At 68.2% G+C, this 25500-nt stretch carries 21 protein-coding genes; 11 read left to right on the top strand and 10 right to left on the bottom strand.

Annotation, left to right across the window (positions count from 1 at the left end; translation table 11 throughout):
- Positions 1-46: 46 nt before the first annotated feature.
- The 3 genes from QTI17_RS07300 to QTI17_RS07290 all read left to right on the top strand — a co-directional run bounded on the left by QTI17_RS07300 (position 47) and on the right by QTI17_RS07290 (position 4689).
- Positions 47-838 (top strand): fimbria/pilus periplasmic chaperone, encoded by a 792-nt coding sequence (locus tag QTI17_RS07300; protein ID WP_286531952.1) that lies wholly within the window; start codon positions 47-49, stop codon positions 836-838.
- Positions 839-958: 120 nt separating this feature from the next.
- On the top strand, positions 959-3556 hold the full coding sequence (locus QTI17_RS07295; protein WP_286531951.1) for a fimbria/pilus outer membrane usher protein: 2598 nt from the start codon (positions 959-961) through the stop codon (positions 3554-3556).
- Positions 3557-3573: 17 nt separating this feature from the next.
- Positions 3574-4689: a fimbrial protein gene (locus QTI17_RS07290; protein WP_286531950.1), complete on the top strand. Its 1116-nt coding sequence runs from the start codon at positions 3574-3576 to the stop codon at positions 4687-4689.
- Between the two features lie 23 nt (positions 4690-4712).
- Here QTI17_RS07290 and QTI17_RS07285 read toward each other — a convergent pair whose 3' ends face one another.
- Positions 4713-5120 carry a hypothetical protein gene (locus QTI17_RS07285; RefSeq protein WP_286531949.1) on the bottom strand — a complete coding sequence of 136 codons (408 nt, stop codon included), beginning with the start codon at positions 5118-5120 and terminating at the stop codon, positions 4713-4715.
- Positions 5121-5284: 164 nt separating this feature from the next.
- On the opposite strand from QTI17_RS07285, the gene QTI17_RS07280 reads away from it, so the two are divergent.
- The 5 genes from QTI17_RS07280 (at position 5285) to QTI17_RS07260 (ending at position 9217) form a co-directional block, all read left to right on the top strand.
- Complete coding sequence (locus QTI17_RS07280; protein WP_286531948.1) at positions 5285-6316, top strand: amino acid ABC transporter substrate-binding protein; 1032 nt, start codon at positions 5285-5287, stop codon at positions 6314-6316.
- Complete coding sequence (locus tag QTI17_RS07275; protein ID WP_286531947.1) at positions 6313-7302, top strand: amino acid ABC transporter permease; 990 nt, start codon at positions 6313-6315, stop codon at positions 7300-7302. The genes QTI17_RS07280 and QTI17_RS07275 overlap by 4 nt, the downstream gene beginning before the upstream one ends.
- Positions 7299-8354 carry an amino acid ABC transporter permease gene (locus QTI17_RS07270; protein ID WP_286531946.1) on the top strand — a complete coding sequence of 352 codons (1056 nt, stop codon included), beginning with the start codon at positions 7299-7301 and terminating at the stop codon, positions 8352-8354. The genes QTI17_RS07275 and QTI17_RS07270 overlap by 4 nt, the downstream gene beginning before the upstream one ends.
- Positions 8355-8432: 78 nt before the next feature.
- A complete protein-coding gene (locus tag QTI17_RS07265; RefSeq protein ID WP_286531945.1) occupies positions 8433-8708 on the top strand; it encodes a type II toxin-antitoxin system TacA family antitoxin in 276 nt (91 codons plus the stop codon).
- Complete coding sequence (locus tag QTI17_RS07260) at positions 8708-9217, top strand: GNAT family N-acetyltransferase (protein WP_286531944.1); 510 nt, start codon at positions 8708-8710, stop codon at positions 9215-9217. Before QTI17_RS07265 ends, QTI17_RS07260 begins: the two co-directional genes overlap by 1 nt.
- 3 nt (positions 9218-9220) lie before the next feature.
- On the opposite strand, the gene QTI17_RS07255 is transcribed toward QTI17_RS07260, so the two are convergent.
- From QTI17_RS07255 to QTI17_RS07245, 3 genes are all read right to left on the bottom strand, one after another.
- On the bottom strand, positions 9221-11461 hold the full coding sequence (locus tag QTI17_RS07255; RefSeq protein WP_503011028.1) for a glycoside hydrolase family 28 protein: 2241 nt from the start codon (positions 11459-11461) through the stop codon (positions 9221-9223).
- Between the two features lie 36 nt (positions 11462-11497).
- A complete protein-coding gene (locus QTI17_RS07250) occupies positions 11498-13558 on the bottom strand; it encodes a glycoside hydrolase family 28 protein (protein WP_286531942.1) in 2061 nt (686 codons plus the stop codon).
- 79 nt (positions 13559-13637) lie between these two features.
- Entirely contained in the window at positions 13638-13829 is a 192-nt protein-coding gene (locus QTI17_RS07245) for a hypothetical protein (protein ID WP_286532177.1), read from the bottom strand.
- A gap of 226 nt (positions 13830-14055) precedes the next feature.
- On the opposite strand from QTI17_RS07245, the gene QTI17_RS07240 reads away from it, so the two are divergent.
- Positions 14056-14871: a FadR/GntR family transcriptional regulator gene (locus QTI17_RS07240; protein WP_286531941.1), complete on the top strand. Its 816-nt coding sequence runs from the start codon at positions 14056-14058 to the stop codon at positions 14869-14871.
- On the opposite strand, the gene QTI17_RS07235 is transcribed toward QTI17_RS07240, so the two are convergent.
- Genes QTI17_RS07235 through map form a run of 3 tightly spaced genes read right to left on the bottom strand, consistent with a single transcriptional unit; the run spans position 14868 to position 18713 of the window.
- Positions 14868-15263 carry a PPC domain-containing DNA-binding protein gene (locus QTI17_RS07235; RefSeq protein WP_286531940.1) on the bottom strand — a complete coding sequence of 132 codons (396 nt, stop codon included), beginning with the start codon at positions 15261-15263 and terminating at the stop codon, positions 14868-14870. The two genes, QTI17_RS07240 and QTI17_RS07235, sit on opposite strands and share 4 nt — an antisense overlap.
- A 10-nt stretch (positions 15264-15273) precedes the next feature.
- Positions 15274-17862: a [protein-PII] uridylyltransferase gene (locus QTI17_RS07230; RefSeq protein WP_286531939.1), complete on the bottom strand. Its 2589-nt coding sequence runs from the start codon at positions 17860-17862 to the stop codon at positions 15274-15276.
- Between the two features lie 26 nt (positions 17863-17888).
- Positions 17889-18713, bottom strand: a complete 825-nt coding sequence (gene map / locus QTI17_RS07225; protein ID WP_286531938.1) for a type I methionyl aminopeptidase — start codon at positions 18711-18713, stop codon at positions 17889-17891.
- 80 nt (positions 18714-18793) lie between these two features.
- Here map and purL point away from each other — a divergent pair, with 80 nt between their 5' ends.
- On the top strand, positions 18794-22867 hold the full coding sequence (purL, locus tag QTI17_RS07220; protein ID WP_286531937.1) for a phosphoribosylformylglycinamidine synthase: 4074 nt from the start codon (positions 18794-18796) through the stop codon (positions 22865-22867).
- A 65-nt stretch (positions 22868-22932) separates the two neighbouring features.
- Complete coding sequence (ygiD, locus tag QTI17_RS07215; RefSeq protein ID WP_286532168.1) at positions 22933-23784, top strand: 4,5-DOPA-extradiol-dioxygenase; 852 nt, start codon at positions 22933-22935, stop codon at positions 23782-23784.
- A 75-nt stretch (positions 23785-23859) separates the two neighbouring features.
- Here ygiD and QTI17_RS07210 read toward each other — a convergent pair whose 3' ends face one another.
- Genes QTI17_RS07210 through QTI17_RS07200 form a run of 3 tightly spaced genes read right to left on the bottom strand, consistent with a single transcriptional unit; the run spans position 23860 to position 25496 of the window.
- Positions 23860-24645, bottom strand: coding sequence for a foldase protein PrsA (locus QTI17_RS07210; protein WP_286531936.1), 786 nt, complete (start codon positions 24643-24645; stop codon positions 23860-23862).
- A gap of 51 nt (positions 24646-24696) precedes the next feature.
- Entirely contained in the window at positions 24697-24960 is a 264-nt protein-coding gene (locus QTI17_RS07205) for a BolA family protein (RefSeq protein WP_286527636.1), read from the bottom strand.
- On the bottom strand, positions 24957-25496 hold the full coding sequence (locus QTI17_RS07200; protein ID WP_286531935.1) for a septation protein A: 540 nt from the start codon (positions 25494-25496) through the stop codon (positions 24957-24959). The genes QTI17_RS07205 and QTI17_RS07200 overlap by 4 nt, the downstream gene beginning before the upstream one ends.
- Between the last annotated feature and the right edge of the window lie 4 nt (positions 25497-25500).

Below are 25500 nucleotides of genomic sequence, written 5' to 3'. Positions count from 1 at the left end.
GCGCGCCTCGCCGGCGCGCCCGTGCGAGCGACTTCGAACAGACTCAATGAAAAATCACTTTCGCACCGGCGTGCGCCGGCTCCTGGCCCTGTCCGCCTTCGCATTCGGCCTTTCGCATGCGGCCATCGTCATTACCGGCACCCGTGTCGTCTATCCGGCCGAAGAGCGCGAAGTCACGGTCAAATTGAACAATACCGGCGCGTTGCCGGCGCTGGTCCAGAGCTGGATCGACGATGGCAATGAAAAAACCAGCGCTCAAGAAAAATCGGTGCCGTTCGCGCTATTGCCGCCGATATTCAGGATCGATCCGGGCAAGGGGCAGTCGGTGCGGATGACCTATACCAAGGAGCCGCTGCCGCAGGATCGGGAGTCGGTTTTCTGGCTCAACGTCCTTGAGATTCCGCCGCGGCCCGATGCCGAGCTTCGAGACAGCCGGAATATTCTGCAGATGGCATTTCGCTCGCGGATAAAGATATTTTTCCGGCCCAAGGGGCTGCCCGGCGACGCCAATGAAGCGATCGCCGGATTGCGCTGGCAATTGACTGCGAACGAGGCCCGCAACGGATACGACCTGAAGGCCGAGAACCCGTCGGCCTACCACGTCAGCGTGTCCAGGGCATCGGTCGCCTTCGGCGACCGCACCTACGAAACCGAGCGTGGCATGGTCGCGCCGCACGACAGCCTGCGCTTTCCGTTGGCCGGGCTGACATCGAAGCCGGATGCTGCACCCCGGATCCGCTTCACCGCGATCAACGACTACGGCGCCCCGGTCGACAGAGAGGTCGAACCCGCAGCCCGCGTCGAGACCCGGGCCGCGCAGCCGGACACGCCGCCCTGAGGGGCTGAATCGATTCCTGCCGGTGCCGCTTCAGGCACCGGGCCTCCCTTCACGACGACCCGCCTCCAGGGGGCTGGCGTGGCGCAGCGCTTTCCGCTGCCATGCGATGGATACAGAAAGATGCGAGCTTTTTCCCGGGGCGCCGTGCCCTCGTGGCCGTTGAGCCGCCTGAGTGCGGCGTTGATCTTCGTGTTCGGCCCCATGCCGCTGGCTCTCGCGCAGACCGGCGCGCCCGCTTCGGCCGACGGCTTGGCCGTGATCGAATTCAACGACGACTTCGCCCCTGCGGCGGCCGGTCCCAAGGTGGATTTCTCGCGCTTCGCCAAGGGCAATCCCCTGACACCAGGCGAGTACCGGGTCGACCTGTCGGTCAACGGCAAGGGACTTGGCCGCACCGAAGTCACGGTGAAGGCGATCCGCGGGCCGGACGAGGCGCAACTGTGCGTGACGCGCGCATTGCTCGAGCGGATGTCGGTCGACTTCGAGAAGCTGAGCGAGGCGGCGCTGCTCTCGCTGGCCGGGCCGGCGTGCCTGTCGATCAAGGACCTGATCCCCGATGCCACGCTGACCCTGGACACTTCCTCGCTGTCGCTCGACGCCAGCATCCCCCAGGCCCTGGTGCGCAAGACGCCGCGCGGCTATGTGGATCCTGCGGGCTGGGATCAGGGCGTCACGGCGGCGATGCTCGGCTACTCCTTCAACCACTATCGCCAACGCACGGCCGGACAATCCTTCGACTCGTCCTACCTCGGGCTGAACCTGGGCTTCAATGCCGGCGGCTGGAACTTCCGCCACAACGGCAGCATGTCCTGGCGAGCGCAGGGCGGCTCGACCTACCAGACGCAGAACACCTACGTGCAGCGGGACCTCGGCGCGCTGCGCGGCCGGCTCACGATCGGCGAGGCCAACACCAGCGGCGAAATCTTCGATACCGTGCCCTTCCTCGGCGCGCAGGCGGCCTCGGACGACCGGATGCTGCCCGATTCCCAGCGCGGCTATGCATCGGTCGTGCGCGGGATCGCCACCACCCAGGCGCGGGTCACCATCCGGCAGAGCGGGGTGGTCATCTACGACACGCCGGTGCCCCCTGGTCCCTTCGAGATCAATGACCTCAATCCGGCCGGCTACGGCGGGGACCTCGATGTGACGGTGACCGAATCCGACGGCCGCCAGCGCATCTTTTCGGTGCCCTACGTGTCGGTGCCGCGCTTGCTGCGTCCGGGCACCACGCGGTTCAGCCTGACGGGCGGCCGCTTGCGCAATGCCGCCCTGATGGATCAGCCGGGTTTCCTGCAGGGCACCCTGCAGCGGGGCTTCAGCGACCGCCTGACCGGCTACGGCGGCATCCAGGCGAGCGAGCATTACGGCGCAGCGTTGGCGGGGCTGGCCGCGGCAACGCCGGTGGGGGCGCTGTCGGCCGACCTGACCGCGGCCAGTTCGGAGATCGGCGAGGCGCGCCGGTCGGGCCAAAGCCTGCGGCTGGGCTACAGCAACTTCCTGGAGCAGTTCGCCAGCAGCGTCTCGGTGTCGGCGGCCCGCTTCTCGACCGACGGATTCTTCGGTTTCAGCGATGCGGCGCTGGCCGCTGACGCGGTTCGACGGGGGCTGGCGTTCGACTCGATCTGGCGGCCGCGCAATCGGCTGTCGCTCAGTTTCAGCCAGGCGCTGGGAGAACGCGGCGGCCAGCTCTCCCTCAGCGGCTACGCGCAGGACTACTGGAACCGGGATCAGCGCGACGTGCAATACCAGTTCAGCTACAGCAACAGCTTCGGCTCGATCAGCTATGCCCTGTCGATCAATCGATCGCGGGATGCCCTCGGCCGGATGGCGAACGTGTTCATGGCGAGTCTTTCGATCCCTCTGGGCAAGGCCGACAGGCCGCCGATCAACGCCATGCTCAACCTCAGCCGCAATGCCGACGGCGCGAGCGCCAGCCAGGCGACCCTGAGCGGGGTGGCCGGCTCCGGCAACGCGCTGTCCTGGGGCGTGGCGGCCGGACAGGCGGAGCAGCAGGGCGCCAACGGTTCCCTCAACGCCCAGTACCGCAGCCCCTACGCGAACCTCCAGGCGTTCTACGGGCAAGGCCGGGACTACACCAGCGGTTCGCTGGGCGTCAGCGGCTCGGCGGTGCTGCATGCCGGGGGGCTCACGCTGTCGCCGTACATCGGCGAGACGATCGGACTGGTCGAGGCCCCGGGCGCAGGCGGGGCACGCATCGAGAGCTATCCGGGCGTGGTCCTCGATGGCCAGGGCTTCGGCATCGTCCCTTACATGACGCCCTACCGGTTGAACGAAGTCGCGATCGATCCCAAGGGCATCTCCACCGACGTGGAACTGCAGGCCTCGAGCCAGCAGGTGGCACCGCGCGCCGGCGCGGTCGTGAGGCTGCAATACAAGACGGTGACCGGTCGCGCGCTGCTGGTCGACAGCCGCCTGCCGGATGGCGGCCCACTGCCGTTCGGCGCCGAAGTCAGGGACGCCAACGGCGACAACGTCGGGACAGTCGGGCAGGGCGGTCGCATCTTCGCGCGCATGCCCGAGACCAATCGAGTGCTGACGGTGCGATGGGGCGATCAGGATTCGCGCCAATGCAGCATCGATTTGTCGGCCTTGCCGGACCGCGTGTCGGGCAGCAGCGCGAGCCTGGAGCATTTCGACGGACCCTGCGCGGCCGCTGCGCCGTCCGCGGCGCCCGAAACCACGGGCGCCGTCAAATGAAACAACCTGGAGCACGCATGCAAGCATTTCCAACGCAGGCCCACGCCGTGGCCGGCCGATTCGGCGCCGCGCTCGCGCTGCTGGCCCTCTCGACGGCGGCGAGTGCCGCGATCCGCTGCGACTATGGCCTGGACAACGCCTATGGTCCGGCACCCGCTTCGCTCACCCAGTCGCTGGTGGTCCAGGCCCTGACGATCGGGCCCGACGTGCCGGACGGCACGATCATCTATCAGCAACTCACCGACCTGCAGCCGTTCAGCATCCAGTGCAGGGGCGGCATCGGAAGCGTCGACCTGAGGTCGAACTACGGCGCCAATCCGCGGCCGCTGGCCTCGTGGAACACCGGACCCCATGCGGGCCAGGTCTACGAGTCCGGACTGCCGGGCATCGGGGTCTTCATCGAGGATCTGTCGTCCGATGCCGCGTTGCCGGTCGTGAGGAACCTGCCAATCACCTCGAACCCTGCCGCCGTCGGCGGCAAGCAGGCCCAGTTGCGCCTGAACCTGATCAAGATCGGGCCGGTGTCGCCCGGTGTGGTCAGCGGCAGCCAGCTTCCCGGCGCCGAGGTGTCGATCGCACAGCTGCCGCTGCTGCGGCTGCAGTTCGTCGGCGGCCTGCAAATCGTCTCGCAGACCTGCACCACGCCTGACGTGAACGTCGCGATGGGGACTTACCGAAGCGGTGAGTTCTCGGGCCCCGGCAGCACCACGGCGTGGAAGCGTTTCGAGATCCGGCTGGAGAACTGCCCGGCTTTCTACGGCGCATCGGTGTCGGCGACCAACAGCCACACGGGCGGGAGCGGATGGCAGTTCTCGGGTGTGACGCAAAGCAATCAGATCGGCTACAGCCTGTCCGGCACGACCCGCATGATCGGCCCGCCCAGCCAGGGGGTCGTCGCCCTGAGCCCGGCCCGGCGCGGCGGGATGGCGGCAGGCGGCATCGGGCTGCAGCTCGGACGGCCCGACGGTGCGCCGCATGGCTTCGATACGGTCTATCCCTCGGGGATCGACCCGAATTCGGAGCCGGGCGCCAGCTATGCGATCCCGCTGGCCGCGCGCTATGTGCAGACCGACCCGGTCGTGACCCCGGGCGAGGCCAACGGCGCGGTGATCTTCACGATCGACTACCAGTAGGGCGGGGCGCCATCGGCGGCGCGTCAGTCGTAGGTCGTGATCACCACGGCGAGCGCGGAGGCGCCGGCTGGCGGCGCCAGCGTCAGGCTGCCGGTCTCGTGGCCCAGCCGGCAGCCGCGATCGGATGTGGTTTGCATCCCGGCGCCGCAGCGGATCTCAACAGGTTCGCGATCCGGTCGTTCGATGCGCACCACGGCGCTCCTGGGTTCGGATGGCGAGGCGATGAATCGCAGCTCGGTCCCGCGGAGCGTCGGGTCGTCGCGGGCGCCGCCAGAGGCGGCGGGTGAAACGACGACACCGTACGACGACGGGACGATCGCGCCGGCGAAGGCGATCGAGCCGCCCGCCGCGCTGGCGGCCGTGGTGAAGAGACAGGCGGCAATGACCGGGACGATGGCCATGCGCGAGGAAGCGCCAGTGCGCTGCTGCATATCTACCTCCTTGAGCTCGTGGTGGTTTCAAATATATTGCAAATGTTTCGACCAGTCACACGCTGAAACAACGAACCTTGACCGCCGACAAGCCGCCGCAATTGGATGCCCACCCCACGTAAACTGCCGGCCTGCCGTCATTTCGAAGAAAAGAGGACCACCGCATGAATTCACGCATCCGCCCGGCGCTCGCCGCTGTCGCCGCCACCCTGGCCTTCGCGGCCGCGCCGGCTTTCGCCGGCAAGACGCTCGACGCCGTCAAGCAGCGCGGCACCGTCAAGTGCGGCGTGACCAACGGGGTGGCCGGCTTCTCGGCGCCCGACACCCAGGGCAACTGGTCCGGGCTCGATGTCGACACCTGCCGCGCGATCGCCGCGGCCGTGCTCGGCGACGGCAAGAAGGTCGAGTTCGTGCCGCTGAATTCGCAGCAGCGCTTCTCGGCCCTGCAGGCCGGCGAGATCGACATCCTGGCGCGCAACACCACCTGGACGCTGACCCGCGACGCATCGCTCGGCTTCCACTTCACGACCATCACCTACTACGATGGCCAGGGTTTCCTGGTGCCCAAGAAGCTCAAGGTGACGAGCGCCAAGCAGCTCAAGAACGCCACCATCTGCACCCAGGCCGGCACCACCAACGAAAAGAACGTCGCCGACTGGTTCAAGGCCCAGAACATCCCGGTCAAGACGGTCGTGTTCGAGAGCTTCGAGGCCTCGTTCAAGGCCTTCTTCGCCGGTCGCTGCCAGGCGTTCACGACCGACACCTCGGCGCTCGCGGGCCTGCGCAACAAGGAAGCGCCGAACCCCGACGACTACGTGATCCTGCCCGAGCTGATCTCCAAGGAGCCGCTGGCGCCGCTGGTGCGCCGCGGCGACGACGAATGGTTCGCGATCGCCAAGTGGGTGCCCAACGCGCTGATCGAGGCCGAGGAGTTCGGCATCACCCAGGCCAACATCGACGAGCTCAAGGCCTCCAGCAAGGACCCGGCGCAGCAGCGCCTGGTCGGCAGCGGCGACGACCTCGGCAAGCTGCTGGGCCTCGACAAGGACTGGTCCTACCGCGCGATCAAGGCGGTCGGCAACTACGGCGAGATGTTCGAGCGCAATGTCGGCCCGAAATCGGTGCTCAAGCTGCCGCGCGGCTCGAACAACCTCTGGAACAAAGGCGGGCTGATGTACGGATTGCCGGTGCGATGAGCCGGCGCCGGGCCGCCTGGCTCGCCTGGGCCCTGCAGGCCCTGCTGATCGCGGCGATCGCGTCCGGCGTCGTCTGGCTGGTTCAGCATGCGCTCGAGGTGCTGCGCAGCCGCGGCGTGCACTCGGGCTTCGACTTCCTGCTGCAGCCGGCGGGTTTCGAGATCTCCGAGGGCTGGCTCGATTTCGATGCCGGCCAGCCGTTCTGGCGCGCCTTCCTGGCCGGCCTGATCAACACGGTGCGCGCCGCCGTGCCGGCAGCGCTGATCGCGGTCGTGCTCGGCACGCTGATCGGCATCGGCCGGCTGGCGCCGCACGTGCTGGTGCGCGGGCTGTGCAGGGCCTATGTGGAGACGATCCGCAACGTACCGCTGCTGGTGCAGCTGCTGATGCTGTACTTCGCGCTCACCCAGTTGCTGCCTGATTCGACCGAGCCGCTCGAACTGCTGCCGGATGTCTGGCTGAGCAAGGGCGGGCTGTCGCTGCCCTGGCCGGTGCGGGAGGAGGGCGCGTGGTGGCCCAGCCACTTCGAATGGCCCGAGCGCGGCAGCTTCAATGTCAGCGGCGGCGCGGCGCTGAGTCCCGAATACCTGGCGGTGGTGACCGCGCTGGCCCTCTACACCGCCTCCTTCGTCGCCGAGATCGTGCGCGCCGGCATCGCCTCGGTCGCGCAGGGCCAGAAGCTGGCCGCCCAGGCGCTGGGCCTGACCGGGTGGCAGCAGCTGCGCATCGTGGTGCTGCCGCAGGCGCTGCGCGTGATCGTGCCGGCCCTCACCAACCAGCTGCTGAGCCTGACCAAGAACTCCTCGCTCGCGGTGGCGGTCGGCTATCCGGAGCTGGTCTCGATCGCCAACACCTCGCTCAACTCGACCGGCCGCGCCTTCGAGTGCATCGCGGTGATCATGGCGGTCTACCTCGGGCTTTCGCTGCTGATCTCCTGGGCCATGAACCGCTACAACGCGCGCGTCGCGCTGCGGGGCTGGCGATGAGCGCCGGCGTGCGGGCGCCGATCGAATGGCGCGAGGAACTGTGGGGCTCGCCGCTGCGCGGGGCCTTCACGCTGGCGCTGCTGCTGCTGTTCGGCTGGGCGGGGTTCCACGCGTTCGAATGGGCGGTGCTGCAGGCCGTGTTCCGTCCGGATGCGCAGGCTTGCCGGGCCGTGCCCCATGGCGCCTGCTGGGGCGTCATCGCCGAGAAGTGGCGACCGATCCTGTTCGGCCGCTATCCCTATGAGGACCAGTGGCGGCCGGCGGTCGCCGTCACGCTGCTGTCGCTGACCACGCTGCTGAGCGCCTGGCCGCGCAGCTGGCGCTGGTGGCTGCTGCCGCTCTGGCTGGTGTCGCTGTCCGCGTTCGTGCTGCTGATGCGCGGCGGCGTGGCGGGACTGGCGGCGGTGGCGACCAATCGCTGGGGCGGCCTGCCGCTCACCATCGGGCTGGCGGTGGTCGGCCTGGCACTGGCCTTTCCGCTGGCGCTGCTGCTGGCGCTCGGCCGGCGCTCGGAGTGGCCCCTGATCCGCACCCTCTGCGCCACTTACATCGAACTGGTCCGCGGCGTGCCGCTCATCTCGGTGCTTTTCATGGCTTCGTTCCTGCTGCCGCTGCTGTGGCCGGCCGGCTGGCAGCCCGATGTGCTGGTGCGGGTGCTCGCCGGCCTGTCGCTGTTCGTCGCCGCCTACCTGGCCGAGATCATCCGCGGCGGGCTGCAGGCGGTGCCGCGCGGCCAGATCGACGCCGCGATGGCACTCGGCTTCGGCCGCTGGCCGGTGCAGCGCGACATCGTGCTGCCGCAGGCGCTGCGGCTGGTGGTGCCGGCCCTGACCAACAACGTGGTCGGCACCTTGAAGGACACCTCGCTCGTTACCGTGGTGGGCCTGTTCGAGCTCACCGGCGCGCTCGGCCTGGCGCTGGGCGGCGACCCGACCTGGCGGCCGTTCTACCTCGAGGGCTACCTGTTCATCGCCGCCGTGTACTGGGTGCTGTGCTTCGGGCTGTCGCGCTACAGCGGCTGGCTGGAGCGGCGGCTGTCGAGCGGGCATTGAGCGGTCTCATCGACAACTTCGAAATTGCATTTGTGCGTCGTTTGTACTAACATGGCGTACGTTCTGAAGGAAATCGCGATGACCACTGCTGCTCGTTCCTCCCGGCTCGGACTGCGTGCCACCCCGCAGCAGGAGACCGTACTGCGTCGCGCCGCGGAGGTCAGCAACAAGTCGATGACCGAGTTCATTCTCGATAGCGCCTACCAGGCCGCCGAACGAACCCTGCTCGACCAGCGCTTGTTCCTGGCGACGAGCAGTCAGTCGCAGGCGTTGCTGTCGATGCTGGATCGGCCCGAACAGGACAACCCCGGCCTGAAGAACCTGCTCTCGCGACGCGCTCCCTGGGACACCTGATGGCATTCGGTGCTCCGCAGGCGCTGGATGCGAGCCATCGCCTGGAAGCGTTCGATTGCGGCAAGCCTTCGCTCGATGATTGGTTGGTTCGGCACGGGCGCCAAGCGCAGGCCAGCGGATCGGCCAAGACCTTCGTGGTTGCGCAGGGCGCACGGGTCGCCGGCTACTTCAGCCTGACGGTGGGACAGATCGACACGCTGGATGCGCCTGATCGGGTACGCAAGGGCATGGGGGCCTTCCCCATTCCGGTGATCATCCTGGCCAGGCTGGCAGTGAGTTCGTCCGATCAAGGTCGGGGCATTGGCGTCGGCATGCTCCAGGACGCCATCCGACGCACGCTCCTCATCGCCGACCAGGCCGGCGTCCGCGCCATGTTGACCCACCCCATCGACGAAGATGCCGAGCGCTTCTATCTTCGATTCGGCTTCGAGCCGTCGCCCGTTCGTGAGCAGCAGTTGCTGCTGCTCCTCAAGGACGCGCGCCGGATCTCGTCGAGCCCGGCGCCCTGAGCTTCAAGGGGCCGCATGGGTCCCGAACGGGTTCGACGCACCGATGGCCGGAAAGTCGACGAAGGCCTTGCTGCAGTCGAGGATCTTCGAAGGCTCCTGGGTGTGCGCCGACGCGCCGCTGACGACGATGTTGTTGGCCGTCGATGCGGCGATCGGCAGGTTCACGTCGCTGAGCGTGAGGTTCGCATCCGAGGCGATCACCGAGATCAGCGCCGGATCGTCCGCCAGCACGTCGGTCATGGTCATGCCCAGCGGGTGGCCCGGCAGATAGCCCGTCGGAATGGCAGGCGTCGGCGTGAAGTAGCCGCCGGTGCCGGCCGCGAAGCCCTGCAGCTTGATCATCGCGCTGCCCATGATGCGAACGTTGCTGAGCGAGATGTCGTGGAAGTTCGGCACCTTCGGCCCCGTGCCCGGCAGCGACTTGGTGCTGTAATAGGTGGTGAACAGCAGGGCGTTCTGCGCGTCCTTGATGCAGATGTCGCGGTAGTCGATGTTGCTGACTTCGCCGCCGCGCGCGTAGTCCGACTTGATGCGCAGGCCTTCTTCCGAATCCTGGAACGAGTTGTCGTACACATGGACGTTGGTGACGCCGGCATTGGTCTCGCTGCCGATCGAGATCCCGTGGCCCCAGTAGATGTGGTTGTGCGCGATCACGATGCCATGGGCACGGTCGCTGCGCTTGTCGCGATTGCCGTCGATGCCGAAGCCGACCGGGTTGGGGTTGTTGCTGCCCTTGAGGGCGATGTCGTCGTCGCCGGTGCTCACGTAGTTGTAGGCGAAGACGAAATTCTTCAGGTAGCCATCGAACGAGACCTTGGCGGCCGAGGTCGTCTTGCTTCCGGTGGTCAGGGCGCTGGCCTTGGCGCTGGAGGCGGAGCCTGGGTCGAAGGCATCGGTGTTCTTGACGTTGTCGGCGTTGTAGGTGGCCCCGGTAAAGAGCGGATTGCCGTTGCCCGCCGGATTGGCGAAGGCGGCGAGCGATGGCGTCTGCACCTTCACGCCCCAGACGGTCAGGCCGTCTACGCCGCTCGGCACGACGTGGAAGTTGGCGCTGTTGTTCAGGCTGATCCTGTAGAGCGTCAGGTTCTTCGCGTAATTGAACACCATCGTTCGGAAGTTCGATTGCGAGCCGAAGCCGGTGGTCCCGTTCTGCACCATGTTGCCGAGGTACGCGAGGTCCCACCAGGTCATGTTGCGCGTCGACGACCTGGAGTCGACGAAGGTGCCGCCGTTGTCGCACGGCGTGCCGTCCGGGGCCTGCCGGTTGCTGGCCTGGGCATAGGCGGCGTAGGTGTTCGAGCAGCTCTGGTCCACCTTCATCAGCGGATAGAGCGGGTCGGAGGTGACGATTTCCGCGTAGGCGCGGCTGTCGATCGCGCCGTCGCCCACCACGGCCGAGTTGACCAGGTAGTCGCCGCCGATGAGCGGCAGGCAATTGCCCGAACTGCCCGCCTGCGTGGCGCTGACGGCGGTGTTGGCGCAGTACTTGGCCGGCGTGGTCTTGGGCAGGTAGGCCATGACGTCGCGCGTGGCGTAGAGGGTGACGCCCTTGTCGATCCACAGGGTCACGCCCGAGGGCAGGGTCAGCGGGCCGGAGATGAAGCCGTTGCCGGCCCCGCTGCTGTTGACCACCAGTCGGACCGCGAACTGCGGCGCCTTGTAGGCGGGCTTGGCCAGTTCTTCTCCGGAGACGCCCGCGATGTTGATGTTCGGGAGCGCGGCAGCTTTCTGGCTCGACGTGGCACTGGCGTCCGCGGTGGCGATCGCCGCGCCGACGGCCGCATCGACCGCGGCACCGCAGGCATCGAGCGCGGCCTGGATCCGCGCCTGGTCCGGGTTGGCGCTGGCGACGTTGACCGCCACGCCGACGCCGGGAGTGGACGGATCGGCCTCCGGCGGCAGCGCGCCGTCAGGGCGCCGCACCAGGTTGTTGCTGGCCTCGAGCGTGGCGCAGACCTGGGCCTCGGTGGGCAGGGCCGGTTCGGGCGGCAGCGCAGGGTCGAAGGTCGTGGTGCCGACCTGGAACACGCTGGGCTTCGGCGTCGACGCCGAGGCCGGCGCTGTCGAATCCGCGGCCTGGCCGGTGGCCGGCGCCTGGTTCTGGCTGGCGGCGGATGGGGAGAACAGGCCCGCACCGTTGTTGCCGCCTCCGCCGCAGGCCGACAACAAGGCCGCCGCGAGCAGCGGCAGGGTGAGAAGGGAGGCGCCGGGGCGCAGGGTCGAGGCTTGTCTCATGGCGTTCATTCCTTTTTGTGGTGGGGGGCAATCGGTATCTGCCGCTCAGCGAGCGTCCGAGACGGTGGTGTTGAGCGTCCGGCCTGCGATCAAGGTGTTCACGAGCGCGATGTCATGCACGTTGTAGGCATAGATGGGACCGGCCGTGGTGGCGCTGGCGGGCCCGCTGGCGATCGGGGTGCCGAAGTCGCAGTCGATGATGCGCACGCCCTCGATGGCCGGCACGGCGGGTGCCGGGGACGGGCCGTTGTAGTCGAAGGCCACCGGGCCCTGCGCCACGATGGCCTGGAAGCAGGAGCCGGTCTTCCCGCCCAGGCTCACGTTCTGAGCGACCAGGTTCGAGATCTGGATGTTCTGCAGTGCCGCAGGGCGGGCCCGGATGGCGTCCTTCGAGGGCTGGTAGTCGCAGTCGAAGGTGATGATCCCGCCCTGCGAGGCCGACGGGTTGCAGTTCGCCGGGCTGCTCACGCCGATCGGCACGCTGCTGTTGATCGGACTGCCCGGCAGCATGCTGCTGCCGTAGCCGGCGCCGCTCAGGCTGACGCCGTGGGGCAGTGTCACGCCGTCGACATAGAAGTCCTTGACGAAGCCGCCGCGGTTCATGTTGGTCTTGACCCGGATCGCGATGTTCAGCGCGTTGGTGGCCCAGAACTGGTTGAGCATGGACAGGTTCCGGCAATAGATCCTTTCGATCCCGCCGCCCATTTCGCTGCCCAGCGTGATGCCGCCGTGGCCGCTGTTCATGGTGCAGTTCTGGATCACGTGATCGACCGCCGGGCCGTAGGCGTTGTCGAGGTTCTTGCCGGACTTGATGGCGATGCAGTCATCGCCGGTGTTGAACACCACGTCCTCGCAGAGCACGTGGTCGCAGGCATCGGGATCGAAGCCATCGTTGTTCGGGCCGATGCTGTTGACCGTGACCTTGCGGATCACGACGTTCCTGCAGTCGGTCGGATGGTGCTGCCAGAACGGCGTGTTCTGCGTCTGATAGCCCTCCATCAGCACGTCGGTGCAGCCCAGGAACTCGACCATGCAGGGCCGCAGGTAGTGCCCCTTGCCGAAGATCCGCCGTTCGATCGGAACGCCGGCTTCGGACAGCGCCGGCAGGTAGTTCTGATCCTGCTGCCAGGGCGTGACCGGGTTGGTCAGGAGCGTGTAGAGGGCATCGGAGATGCCCGGCGCGGCCGTGCGCAGGTCGACGTTGGCCGGGTTGACGCTGGCTTGCGAGGGCGTGCTGGCGTCGACCACGCCATAGACGCCGGCGTTGCCCTTGAAAGTCCACCAGCAGGTGCTGGTGTTGCCGCTGCCGGCGAAGGGCGTCATGGCCTGGCCGTTGAAGACCGAGCTGTCGCCCTCGCCGGTGACCGCGATCCGGGTCTGGTTGCGGGCGTAGATCGGCGCGCCGTAGTTGAGGCAGTCGTTGGCCTGCCAGCGGCCATAGAAAAGTTGGCCGTTGGCACCGCAGTCGACCGGGCCGTCCTTGGCGTAGTCGGCCGGGTCGGGGCTGAAATAGATGGTGCAGTTCTGGCTCAGGTGGAAGTTGACGTTGCTGAGCAGCACGATCGGGCCGGCGCAATACCAGGTTCCCGGCGGCACCACGACCCGGCCGCCGCCGGCTGCATGGCAGGCGGCGATGGCGGCCTGGAAGGCGGGCCGGGCATCGAAGGAACCCGGCGCATGGGTGGTGTCGGCGCCAAGGCTCAGCGGCGACTTGCTGGCATCGGTATAGGGGTTGGGCGCCGCCACCGTGGCGCAGGGCTGCGCGCCATACCGGGTGACCGGAAAGTCGACCGCGGGGAACATCGACGTATTGATGCCTTTCAGGGCCGCGACGATCTGGGTGCCCAGGCCGGCAGGCCCCCAGATGGGATCGGGCGCAGGCGCGGCCGCGGCCGGCGCCGGATCGATCGGTGGGGCTGCCGCGGCGGAGGGCGCGGGGGCCGGCGCAACGAACGCCGTGCCGCTGCCGCCGCCGCCGCAAGCGCTCAGCAGGGTGGCGCCGGCGGAGGCGCCGGCCAGGGCGATGAAGGCCCGGCGTTCGGGGGAGGGCAGGCCGGGTGCTGCCGAAAGGGACGATCGGTCTTCTGCGATGCGGGTGCTTTTCATGGGGGGTCTCAGGTTTTTTCAGGAACGAATGCCCGCAGCAGCGCCCGGCGCGCGCGCCGCTGCAGGACGGGGACCGGGCTCAGACCGTGGGATTGGAGGCGGCGGGCATGGCGGTCCAGCGGGCGCCGGCCGGTCGGTGTTCGCCGCTGCGGGCGAGCACGCAGACCACGAAGGCCACGATCAGGAAGGCAGCATTGCGTGCGAGGTAGTTGACGATCAACCCGGCCGTCACCAGCCCGACCATCCACCACCGGATACCCCTGATTTTCATGATCGCGTGTCTCCTACTGTCTTCGACTTGTATGTTGTCGGACAACGTGGGCGACTATCTTTCATGAAATTGGCATTCAATATTGGTATTTACCCTGTTAAATATTGCTAACTTAACTGCAAATTCATGCGGAAGTTTCTATTTTTCATCGGATGTCCGACAACATGGCGACTACAGAGATCTTGCTGGCAGGGCCGCGCGCAGGGCCGGTCCTTATGATCGGCAGATGCAGGAAACTTCCGCGACCTTTTCCGAAGCGAGAGTGCTCAGCGAGCCGGAGCCGGACGTCATTCCAGCCGCGGGGCGTCCGGCCGCGCGCAGCAGGGGGCTGACGCACGGGCTGGTTGAGGCGCTGGCGGCGCAACTGGCGGCCGGAAAGATCAAGCCGGGCGACAAGCTGCCGACCGAGTCCGAAATCATGGAGCGCTTCGGCGTCGGCCGCGGCGTGGTGCGCGAGGCGCTGTCGCGGCTGCAGGCCGCCGGGCTGGTGCAGACGCACCACGGTGTCGGCACCTTCGCACTCGAGCCTGCGTCGCAGGGGCGCTTGCAGTTCGGACTGTCGGCCCCCGGCGGCATCGCCGACATGCTGCAAATGCTCGAGCTGCGCACCAGCGTCGAGTCGGAAGCCGCAGCCCTTGCCGCCACGCGGCGCACCGACGAGCATCTGCGGGAAATGCGCGGCGCACTGACCGATTTCGAGCGCCATCTGACGGGGGTCGGCGAGACCGTCCCGCCCGATTTCCGCTTCCACCTGGCGATCGCCCAGGCGACCGGCAACCGGTACTTCAGCGACCTGATGGCGCACCTGGGCCTGGAGGTGATTCCGCGCACGCGGGTCTCGTCGTCATGGCTGAACGTCGAGCAGCGCGCCCAGCATCTGCAGAAGGTCCACCAGGAGCATCAGGACATCTTCGGCGCGATCGAGCGCCACGACCCCGAGGCGGCGCGCGCCGCCATGCGGATCCACCTGGTCAACAGCCGCGAGCGCCAGCGGCTGGCGCATGCGGATCCGTCGTCCGGCGGCGTCCCCGCGGTGGCTTAGGTCTTGCGGATCGTCAACTCGGCGAAACCGGTCGCAGGATCGAACTCGCGGGTGAACCGCCACGCCGGCAGCCATGCCACCAGCAGCTCGGCGGTCGTGCGCACGATGCAGCCCGGCGCGACATGGCCCCCGCGCACCCGGCCTTCGGAATCGGACACGCTCATGTGCAGGTGCGAGCCGGTGGGCGACAGGGTGCCCGCCAGCGTCAGGATCTCCAGGTCGCCGAGCAGGGTCGCGGGTGTCTCGATGCCGGCGTAGCGCAGGCGTGCGGCGCCCAGGCTGCCGATCCCCGAGAGCACGAACCCGGCCGCGCAGCTCCGCGCGGCCAGCGCCGCATCGAGGGCGCCGCGCAGGTCGTCGCCGGGGTGCAGGCGCAGCGGCGTCGCTTCCACCTCCGGCTCCTCAGGCCGCCAGCGCCTCGAGCAGCTCGGTCTCGATCGCCAGCTGGGCCCGCTGGCCCTGGAGCTCCGGGCCGCTGATCAGGAAGGTGTCCTCGACCCGCTCGCCCAGGGTCGTGACCTTCGCCAACTGCAGGTTCAGGTGGTGCCGCGCCAGCACGCGGGCCACCGAATAGAGCAGTCCGGCGCGATCGCTGGCCGAGATGCTGAGCAGCCAGCGCTGCGCCTTCTCGTCGGGCAGCAGGCTGACGCGCGGCTTGATCGGGAAGCTGCGCACCCGGCGCGAGACCCGGCCCTTGCTCGGCGCCGGCAGCGGGCCGGCCTCCCTGAGCGTCTTGGCCAGGCCGGTCTCGACCATGCTGATCAGGTCGCGGTAGTGCTCCGGGATGAAGGTGGTCACGACCTGGAAGGTGTCGAGCGCGAAGCCGTTGCTCGCCGTGTGCACCTTGGCGTCCAGGATGCTGAAGGACGACTGGTCGAAGTAGCCGCAGATGCGCACGAACAGGTCGGCCTGGTCGGGCGTGTAGACCACCACCTGCAGGCCTTCGCCGACCGGCGACAGCCGGGCCCGCACGATCGGCGGCGTGTGCGGATCGATCGGCACGCCGGCATGCGGCACGTGGCGCGACAACTGCTTGGCGTGCCAGGCGATCTCGTTGGCATCGTGGCGCATGAAGTAGCCGACGTCGAGCGTCTCCCAGAGCGCCTTGTGCGCGTGCAAGGGCTCGGCGTAGAGCGCCAGCTGCACCAACGCCTCGCGCTTGCGGGCCTCGATCTCGGCGCCGGGGTCGGGCATGCGGCCGCCCAGCACGCGCGAACTCAGCCGGTAGAGGTCCTCGAGCAGCTTGCCTTTCCAGGCGTTCCAGACCCTCGGCGAGGTGCCGCGGATGTCGGCGATCGTCAGCAGGTACAGCGCCGTCAGGTAGCGCTCGTTGCCGACGCGCTTGGCGAAGGCGCCGATGACCTCGGGGTCGCTCAGGTCCTGCTTCTGCGCCACCTGGCTCATCACCAGGTGCTCGGCGACCAGGAACTCGATCAGCCTGGCGTCTTCGCGCGGGATCTCGTGCTGGCGGCAGAAGCGCCGCACGTCGCGCGCGCCCAGGGTCGAATGGTCGCCGCCGCGGCCCTTGGCGATGTCATGGAACAGCGCCGCGATGTAGAGGATCCAGGGCTTGTCCCAACCGGCCGCGAGCTGCGAGCAGAAGGGGTACTCGTGCGCGTGCTCGGCGATGAAGAACCGGCGCACGTTGCGCAGCACCATCAGGATGTGCTGGTCGACCGTGTAGACATGGAACAGGTCGTGCTGCATCTGGCCGACGATGGTCCGGAACACCCGCAGGTAGCGCCCCAGGACCGAGGTCTGGTTCATCAGCCGGAGCGCGTGCGTGATGCCGCGCGGCTCCAGCAGCATCCGCATGAAGGTCGCGTGGTTGACGGGGTCGTTGCGGAACTTGCTGTCCATCACGTGGCGCGCGTTGTAGAGCGCCCGCAGCGTGCGCGCCGACAGGCCGTTGACGCCGATGGTCTTCTGGTAGAGCAGGAAGGTCTCAAGAATCGCGTGCGGATCCCTGAGGTAGAGGTCGTCGCTGGCGACCTCGATCAGGCCGCCCTTCTCGAAGAAGCGCTCGTTGATCGGCGTCGGCTGGTCGGCCTGCGGCTGCAGCTTCTCGGCGATGTTGAGCAGCAGGATCTGGTTCAGCTGGGTGACCGCCTTGGCGGCCCAGTAGTAGCGCCGCATCAGCGCCTCGCTGGCCTTGCGCTGCGACTCGCCGACATAGCCGAAGGTGGCGGCCACCGCCGTCTGGAGGTCGAACACCAGCCGGTCCTCGCGGCGATTGGCAGTGACGTGCAGGCGGGCGCGGATCAGGCTCAGCAGCGCCTCGTTGCGCTTGATCTGCTGGATCTCGAACGCGGTCGCCAGGCCATTCCTGGCGAGGTCGTCCCAGCGGTTGCCGAAGCCCGCGGCCTTGGTCATCCACAGGATGGTCTGGAGGTCGCGCAGGCCGCCTGGCGACTCCTTGCAGTTGGGTTCGAGCGCGTAGGGCGTGTTGTCGAACTTCTGGTGGCGGTGCCGCATCTCCTGCGACTTGGCGGCGAAGAAGGCCTGCGGGTCGATGGCGGCGAAGAAGTTCTTGCGGAAGCTCGCATAGAGCTTCTTGTCGCCGATCACCAGGCGCGATTCGAGCAGCGAGGTCTGGACCGTGACGTCCTTGGCGGCTTCGTCCAGGCATTCGGAGACCGTCCGCACGCTGGAGCCGATCTCGAGCCCGGCATCCCAGCACTGGCCGATGAAGGCCTCGAGCCGTGCCGGCTCGACCCCGCTGTCCTCGCCCTCGGGCAGCAGCAGCAGCACATCGACGTCGGAGTAGGGAAACAGCTCGCCGCGCCCGAAGCCGCCCACCGCCACCAGCGCCAGCCGGTGGCCGAAGCCGGCGTCGGCCCACAGCGCGCCGAGCGTCTCGTCGGCCAGCGCCGCCAGCTGCCGCAGCACGGTGTGGACGCTGCGCGTCGGCGCCCGCGCGCTGCGCAGCTGGTCGAAGAGCGCCAGCTTGTGCGTGCGATAGGCGTCGCGCAGCGAGGCAATGTCGACCATGGGCGCCAGGAGCAGCCGGCGCGGTTTCAAGCCGCGGCGCTGACGAAGGCCGGCACGGGTGGGCTGCCGGCCGACAGCGTCAGCACCTCGTAGCCGGTCTCGGTGACCAGCACCGTGTGTTCCCACTGCGCCGACAGCGAGTGGTCGCGGGTGACGATGGTCCAGCCGTCGTATTGGCCACCCTTGGCGTCTTCCTTGATCTCGCGCTTGCCGGCGTTGATCATCGGCTCGATCGTGAAGGTCATGCCGGGCTTGAGTTCCTCGAGCGTGCCCGGACGGCCGTAATGCAGCACCTGGGGCTCCTCGTGGAAGCCGCGGCCGATGCCGTGGCCGCAGAATTCGCGCACCACCGAGAAGCCGTTGCTTTCGGCGAAGCGCTGGATGGCGAAGCCGATGTCGCCCAGATGGGCGCCCGGCTTGACCTTGACGATGCCGTGCCACATGGCGTCGTAGGTGAAGGCGCACAGCCGCTTGGCCGCGATCGAGGCATCGCCGACCACGAACATCCGGCTGGTGTCGCCGTGCCAGCCGTCCTTGATGACCGTGATGTCGCAATTGATGATGTCGCCCTTCTTGAGCGGCTTGTCATTCGGGATGCCGTGGCAGACCACGTGGTTGACCGAGGTGCAGATCGACTTGGGGTAGGGCGTGCTGCTGGCGCCCATGTAGTTCAGGGGCGCCGGAATGGCGCCCTGGACCTGCGTGATGTAGTCGTGGGCGAGCTTGTCGATCTGGTTGGTCGTGACGCCGGGCACGACGTGGGGCGTGAGGTAGTCCAGGACCTCGGAGGCCAGGCGGCAGGCCACGCGCATGCCGGCGACGCCCTCGGCGTCTTTGTAGGTAATGCTCATGGCCGGAATTATCCCATCCGAGCCGTTAAAATTCAGGGTTAGCGCGGATGGCCCCAGTCAGCGGCCGCCGCCTCATTCTCATGAATCCCAACGCGGCCCCTGCGGCCGACCCGAACGTGACGCTGCCCGTGAACCCGTCTTCCCCTCGTGCTGTCCATGCCGCCCCCGTGGTGAGCTTCTTCGAGGGCGGCAGCGCCCTCAGCGATTTCCGGGCCCGGCAGCTGCTGCCCCGCCTGCAGGCGGTCGAGCCGCGCATCGAGGGCCTCAGCGCGCGCTTCGTCCACCTGGTGGTCACCGACGACCCCCTCGACCAGGCCGCGAAAGAGCGGTTTGCCGCCCTGCTGGGCTATGGCGAGCCCTTCGTGGCGCCGGCCAAGGCCGGGTCGACGGTGGTGGTCACGCCCCGGCTGGGCACGGTGTCGCCCTGGGCCTCCAAGGCCACCGATATCGCCCACAACTGCGGCCTGGCGCTGCGCCGGGTCGAGCGGGTGACCGAGTACCACCTGGTGCTCAAGGCGCCCCTGCTGGGCAAGGCGCCGGTGCTCGAAGGCGGCAAGCTGGCCGCGGTGGCCGACCTGCTGCACGACCGCATGACCGAATCGGTGCTGGCCCGGATCGAGCAGGCCGCCGAGCTGTTCGCCGAACTGCCGCCGCAGCCGATGGCGCAGGTCGACGTCCAGGGCGGCGGACGGGCGGCGCTGGTCGAGGCCAACAGCCGCTTCGGCCTGGCCCTGGCCGAGGACGAGATCGACTACCTGGTCGATGCCTTCACCCGCCTGGGCCGCAACCCGAGCGACGTCGAGCTGATGATGTTCGCCCAGGCCAACAGCGAGCACTGCCGCCACAAGATCTTCAACGCCGACTTCGTGATCGACGGCGCGGCGCAGCCGCAGAGCCTGTTCTCGATGATCCGCAACACCGAGCGCCTGAGCCCGCAGCACACGGTGATCGCCTATGCCGACAACGCCTCGGTCATGGAGGGCACGCAGATCGAGCGTTTCGTGGCCGCCTCCGAATCCGGCGGCTACCGCAAGAAAGAGGCGCTGAGCCACGTGCTCATGAAGGTCGAGACGCACAACCATCCGACCGCGATCTCGCCGTTCCCGGGCGCCTCCACCGGCGCCGGCGGCGAAATCCGCGACGAGGGTGCCACCGGGCGCGGCTCCAAGCCGAAGGCCGGCCTGACCGGCTTCACGGTGTCGAAGCTGTGGCCCGCCGAGGGCAGCTACGGCAAGCCCGGCCACATCGCGAGCCCGCTGCAGATCATGACCGAGGGCCCGCTGGGCGGCGCCGCCTTCAACAACGAGTTCGGCCGGCCCAACCTGCTGGGCTACTTCCGCGAGTACGAACAGGCGATCGAAAGCGACCGGGACACGGTCCAGCGCGGCTATCACAAGCCGATCATGATCGCCGGCGGCCTCGGCAGCATCGATGCCGGCCAGACCAAGAAGATCCGTTTTCCCGCCGGCGCGCTGCTGATCCAGCTCGGCGGGCCGGGCATGCGCATCGGGATGGGCGGCAGCGCCGCCAGCTCGATGGCGACCGGGGCCAATGCGGCCGAACTCGACTTCGATTCGGTCCAGCGCGGCAACCCGGAAATCGAGCGCCGGGCGCAGGAAGTCATCAACCATTGCTGGCAGCAGGGCGAGGCCAACCCGATCCTGGCGATCCACGACGTCGGTGCCGGCGGCTTGAGCAACGCCTTCCCCGAGCTGACCAACGACGCCGGCCGCGGCGCGCGCTTCGACCTGCGGGCGGTGCCGCTCGAAGAATCCGGCATGGCGCCCAAGGAGATCTGGTGCAACGAGAGCCAGGAGCGCTACGTGCTGGCGATCGCGCCGGAGTCGCTGGCGCAGTTCCGCGCCTTCTGCGAGCGCGAGCGCTGCCCGTTCTCGGTGGTCGGCGTGGCGACCGAGGAGCGCCAGCTGCTGGTGGCCGACGAAGGCGCCGAGGCGCAGCCGGTTGACATGCCGATGGACGTGCTGCTGGGCAAGCCGCCGAAGATGCTGCGCGACGTCCAGACCGTGGCGCGCAGCTTCAAGCCGCTCGACCTCACGGGCGTCGACCTGCAGCAGGCCGCCATCGACGTGCTGGCGCACCCGACCGTGGCCTCGAAGCGCTTCCTGATCACCATCGGCGACCGCACCGTCGGCGGCCTGAGTCATCGCGACCAGATGGTCGGCCCGTGGCAGGTGCCGGTGGCCGATTGCGCCGTCACGCTGGCTGATTACCGCGGCTTCGCGGGCGAGGCGATGAGCATGGGCGAGCGCACGCCGCTGGCCGCGCTCGACGCCCCGGCCTCGGGCCGGATGGCGGTGGCCGAGGCCATCACCAACCTGCTGGCGGCGCCGATCGAGCTGTCGCGGGTCAAGCTGTCGGCCAACTGGATGGCCGCCTGCGGCGAGCCCGGCGAGGATGCGGCGCTGTACGAGACCGTCAAGGCCGTCGGCCTCGAGCTCTGCCCGGCGCTCGGCATCTCGATCCCGGTGGGCAAGGATTCGCTGTCGATGCGCACCCAGTGGCAGGACGGCGGCGAGGCGAAGAAGGTCACGTCGCCCGTGAGCCTGATCGTCACCGCCTTCGCCACCTTGGCCGACGTCCGCGGCACGCTGACGCCGCAGCTCGACGCCGACGAGCCCGACAGCACGCTGGTGCTGGTCGACCTGGGCCGCGGCAAGCAGCGCATGGCCGGCAGCATCCTGGCGCAGACGCTGGGCCAGAGCGGCGACTCGGTGCCCGACCTCGACGATCCGCAGGACCTCGTGAAACTGGTGGCCGCGGTCAACGCGCTGCGCGCCGAGGGCAAGATCCTGGCGCTGCACGACCGCAGCGACGGCGGCCTGTTCGCCGCCGCCTGCGAGATGGCCTTCGCCGGCCATGTCGGCGTCGCGCTCAATGTCGACCTGCTGGTCACCGAGGGCGACGGCATCAGCGACAGCCGCGCCGAATACGGCGACGCCAAGAACTGGGCCGGCCAGGTCAGCGCGCGGCGCGAAGAGCTCACGCTCAAGGCGCTCTTCAACGAAGAGCTGGGCCTCCTGCTGCAGGTGCGCACCGCCGAGCGCAACGAGGTCATGCAGACCCTGCGCGCCCACGGGCTCAGCGCCCACAGCCACTTCGTCGGCAAGACCCGGCCGGCCAGTTCGCCGATGGACGCGGGCAAGGGAAAGGTCGAAGTGTGGCGCGACGCCAAGGCCGTCTTCAGCGCCGGCCTCGCCGACCTGCACCAGGTCTGGGATTCGGTCAGCTGGAAGATCTGCCGCGAACGCGACAACCCCGACTGCGCCGATGCCGAACACGCCGCCGCCGGCGATCCGCAGGACCCGGGCGCCCACGTGCTGCTGGCGCCGGGCGCGACCGACGATGTGGCTGCGCCATTCCTCAATCTGGCCCGCCCCAAGGTCGCGATCCTGCGCGAGCAGGGCGTCAACTCGCATGTCGAGATGGCCTACGCCTTCACCGAGGCCGGCTTCGAGGCCTTCGACGTCCACATGACCGACCTGCAGACGGGCAGGGCGGACCTGGCCGACTTCAAGGGCGTGGTCGCCTGCGGCGGCTTCAGCTACGGCGACACGCTGGGCGCGGGCATCGGCTGGGCCCGGAGCATCACCTTCAACCCCAGGCTGGCCGAGCAGTTCAAGGGCTTCTTCGGCCGCGCCGACACCTTCGGCCTGGGCGTGTGCAACGGCTGCCAGATGTTCGCCGAGCTGGCCGACATCATTCCGGGCGCCGAGGCCTGGCCGCGCTTCACGACCAACCAGAGCGAGCGCTTCGAGGCCCGCCTGTCGATGGTCGAGGTGCTCGAATCGCCCAGCCTGTTCTTCGCCGGCATGGCCGGCAGCCGCATGCCGATCGCAGTCGCGCACGGCGAGGGCTACGCCAACTTCAAGCACCGCGGCGACCCGGCCCGGGCGATCGCGGCGATGCGCTTCGTCGACAACCACGGCGAGGCGACCGAGCGCTATCCGTTCAACCCGAACGGCAGCGCCGGCGGCCTGACTTCGGTGACCACCGTCGACGGCCGCTTCACCGCGCTGATGCCGCATCCGGAACGCGTTTTCCGCAACATCCAGATGAGCTGGACCTCGGGCGACCGCAGCGAGCTCAGCCCCTGGATGCGGATCTGGCGCAACGCGCGCAAGTGGGTGGGCTGAGCCCCGTGCGGCGACGTTCGGTGCTCGGCGCAAGCGCCGTGATGGGCGGCGCGCTGCTCGGAAGGATGCCCTTGTCCGGCGCGGCCGAAGCCTTCGGCGCGCTGAAGAAATCGCCGCGCATGCCGCTGCTCTTCGTCGGCCACGGCAGTCCGATGAACGCCATCGGCGACAACGCCTATCGAAGGAGCTGGCAGGCGCTCGGCGCCGAGTTCGGCGCCCGCTACCCGAAGCCGCAGCTCATCCTGTGCGTCTCCGCGCACTGGCTGACACGCGGCGGCTGGTTCCTCACGGGCATGGCCAGGCCCAAGACCATTCATGACTTCGGCGGCTTTCCGCAGGAGCTGTTCGACCAGCAGTACCCGGCGCCCGGTGCGCCCGAAGCGGCAGCGCAGATCGCGCAGGGCGTGCGCCAGCCGCTCAGCGGCGCCGCGCTGGGCCTGGACGAGGCCGAATGGGGCTTCGACCACGGCACCTGGTCGGTGCTCAAGCCGATGTTCCCGCGCGCCGACATCCCCGTGGTGCAGCTCAGCATGGACTACAGCCGCCCGCCGGCCCAGCATTACCAGCTCGGCCAGCAATTGCGGGCACTGCGCGAGCGTGGCGTGCTGATCGTCGGCAGCGGCAACATCGTGCACAACTTGCGCGCCACGCGCCGCGACGCCAGCCCGGGCCAGGCCTACGACTGGGCGATCGAGTTCGACCGCATCGTCGGAGAGCAGATCAGGAACGGCGAGCTCGCCGCGCTGCCGGACTTCAAGAGCCTCGGCCCGATCGCGGCGCAGGCCCATCCCACGCACGATCACTACCTGCCGCTGCTGTACGCCGCCGGTGCGGTCGATGGCAAGGAAGCGCCGCGCTTCTTCAACGCCGACTTCCAGTCGGCATCGATCTCGATGCGTTCGGTGGTCTGGGGCTGAAAGCAAAAAGGGCCGGCGAAAGCCCGGCCCTTTTTGGGAAATGCGGCGGAACCGGCCTCGCCGGGCCCGCAGCAATTACTCGACCTTGGCCTTGGCCCGCAGGTCTTCCTGGTACTTCTGCAGCCGCTGCTGCTGCAGCTGCTGCACGACCTGCGGCTTGACCTCTTCGAGCTTCGGCAGCTGCGCCTGGCGGATGTCGTCGACGCGGATGATGTGGTAGCCGAACTGCGACTTGACCGGTGCCGCCGTGGTCTCGCCCTTCTTGAGCTTGATCATGGCTTCCGAGAATTCGGGCACGAAGCTCGCGGGCGCTGCCCAGTCGAGGTCGCCGCCGTTGGCGCCCGAGCCCGGGTCCTTGCTCTGCTTCTTGGCGATGTCCTCGAACTTGGCGCCCTTCTTGAGGTCGGCCAGGATCTTGTTGGCCTGGTCCTCGGTCTCGACCAGGATGTGGCGCGCCTTGTATTCCTTGCCGCTGTTGGCGGCGACGAACTTGTCGTACTCGGCCTGGACGTCGGCGTCGGTCACCGGGTTGTTCTTGCGGTAGTTCTCGAACAGCTGGCGGATCAGGATCGCCTGACGCGCGAGCTCGAGCTGGTTCTTGTAGTCGTCGGTGCCGTCGAGGCCTTGCTTCTGGGCTTCTTGCATGAAGACCTCGCGCGCGACGACTTCCTCGCGCAGCTGGCCCTGCATCTCGGGCGTGACCGGGCGGCCGGCGGCCGCGAGTTGCTGGGCCAGCACGTCCATGCGCGCCTTCGGCACGGCCTTGCCGTTCACGATGGCGGCGTTCTGCGCCAGGGCGGCGAACGGAATGGCGCCGACCAGGGTGGCGAGCGCGACGGCCTTGAGGATGTTTTTCTTCATAAGGGGAGGGGGTTGTCGCCGCACGACCGTGCGGGTGATGTGAACGACGCCCTAGAGCGTCTCGATGGCAAGCGCGTGGAGGCCCTGTGCGATGAAAAGTTGCAGCGCATCATACACAAGCCGATGGCGCGCCACGCGGGGCTTGCCGGCGAACAGAGGGGAGGCGATGCGGACCCGGAAATGCGTGCCGTAGCCTTCGGCGCCGGCGCCCGCATGACCGGCGTGGGCGGCGCTTTCGTCGATCACTTCGAGCGCCGTGGGCTGCAGCGTTTCGCGCAGCCGCGCTTCGAGGTCGCTGGCGGTCGGGAGGCTCATGCTGCGGGCTTGTCCGATTTGAGGTGCGGCGAGATGTAGATCCCCTGCGCGACCAGGAACACGATCGGGAAGACGTAGCCCCAGAGCTTGAAGTTGACCCAGGCCTCGGTCGTGAAGTAGGCCGCGACATAGCCGTTGAGGACCGCCATGAAGACGCAATAGGCGATCCAGGCGACGTTGAGCTTGCCCCAGATCGGGGTCGGAAGCTCGAGTTGTCCGCCCAGCAGCATCTTCAGGAAATTCTTCTTGAAGCCCCACAGCGCGACCGCCAGCGCGATCGCCATGGCGCCGTAGAGCACGGTCGGCTTCCACTTGATGAAGCGGTCGTCGTGCAGCGCCAGCGTGAGCGAGCCGAACAGCAGGATCAGCACCAGCGTCGCCTTCTGCATCGGCTGCAGCCGGCGTTCCATCAACCAGATGATCGCCATCTGCAGCGCGGTGGCGGCCATCAGCACGCCGGTCGCGGTGTAGATGTCGTAGAACTTGAAGGCGCCGAAGAACAGCAGGATCGGGAAGAAGTCGAGGATGAGTTTCATGTTC

This window comes from Variovorax sp. J31P179, assembly GCF_030316985.1.
In the GTDB taxonomy this organism is placed as follows: Bacteria; Pseudomonadota; Gammaproteobacteria; order Burkholderiales; family Burkholderiaceae_C; genus Variovorax; species Variovorax ginsengisoli_B.
Note: the sequence above shows the minus strand (reverse complement) of the source record. Positions and strands in the feature narration are given on the sequence as shown.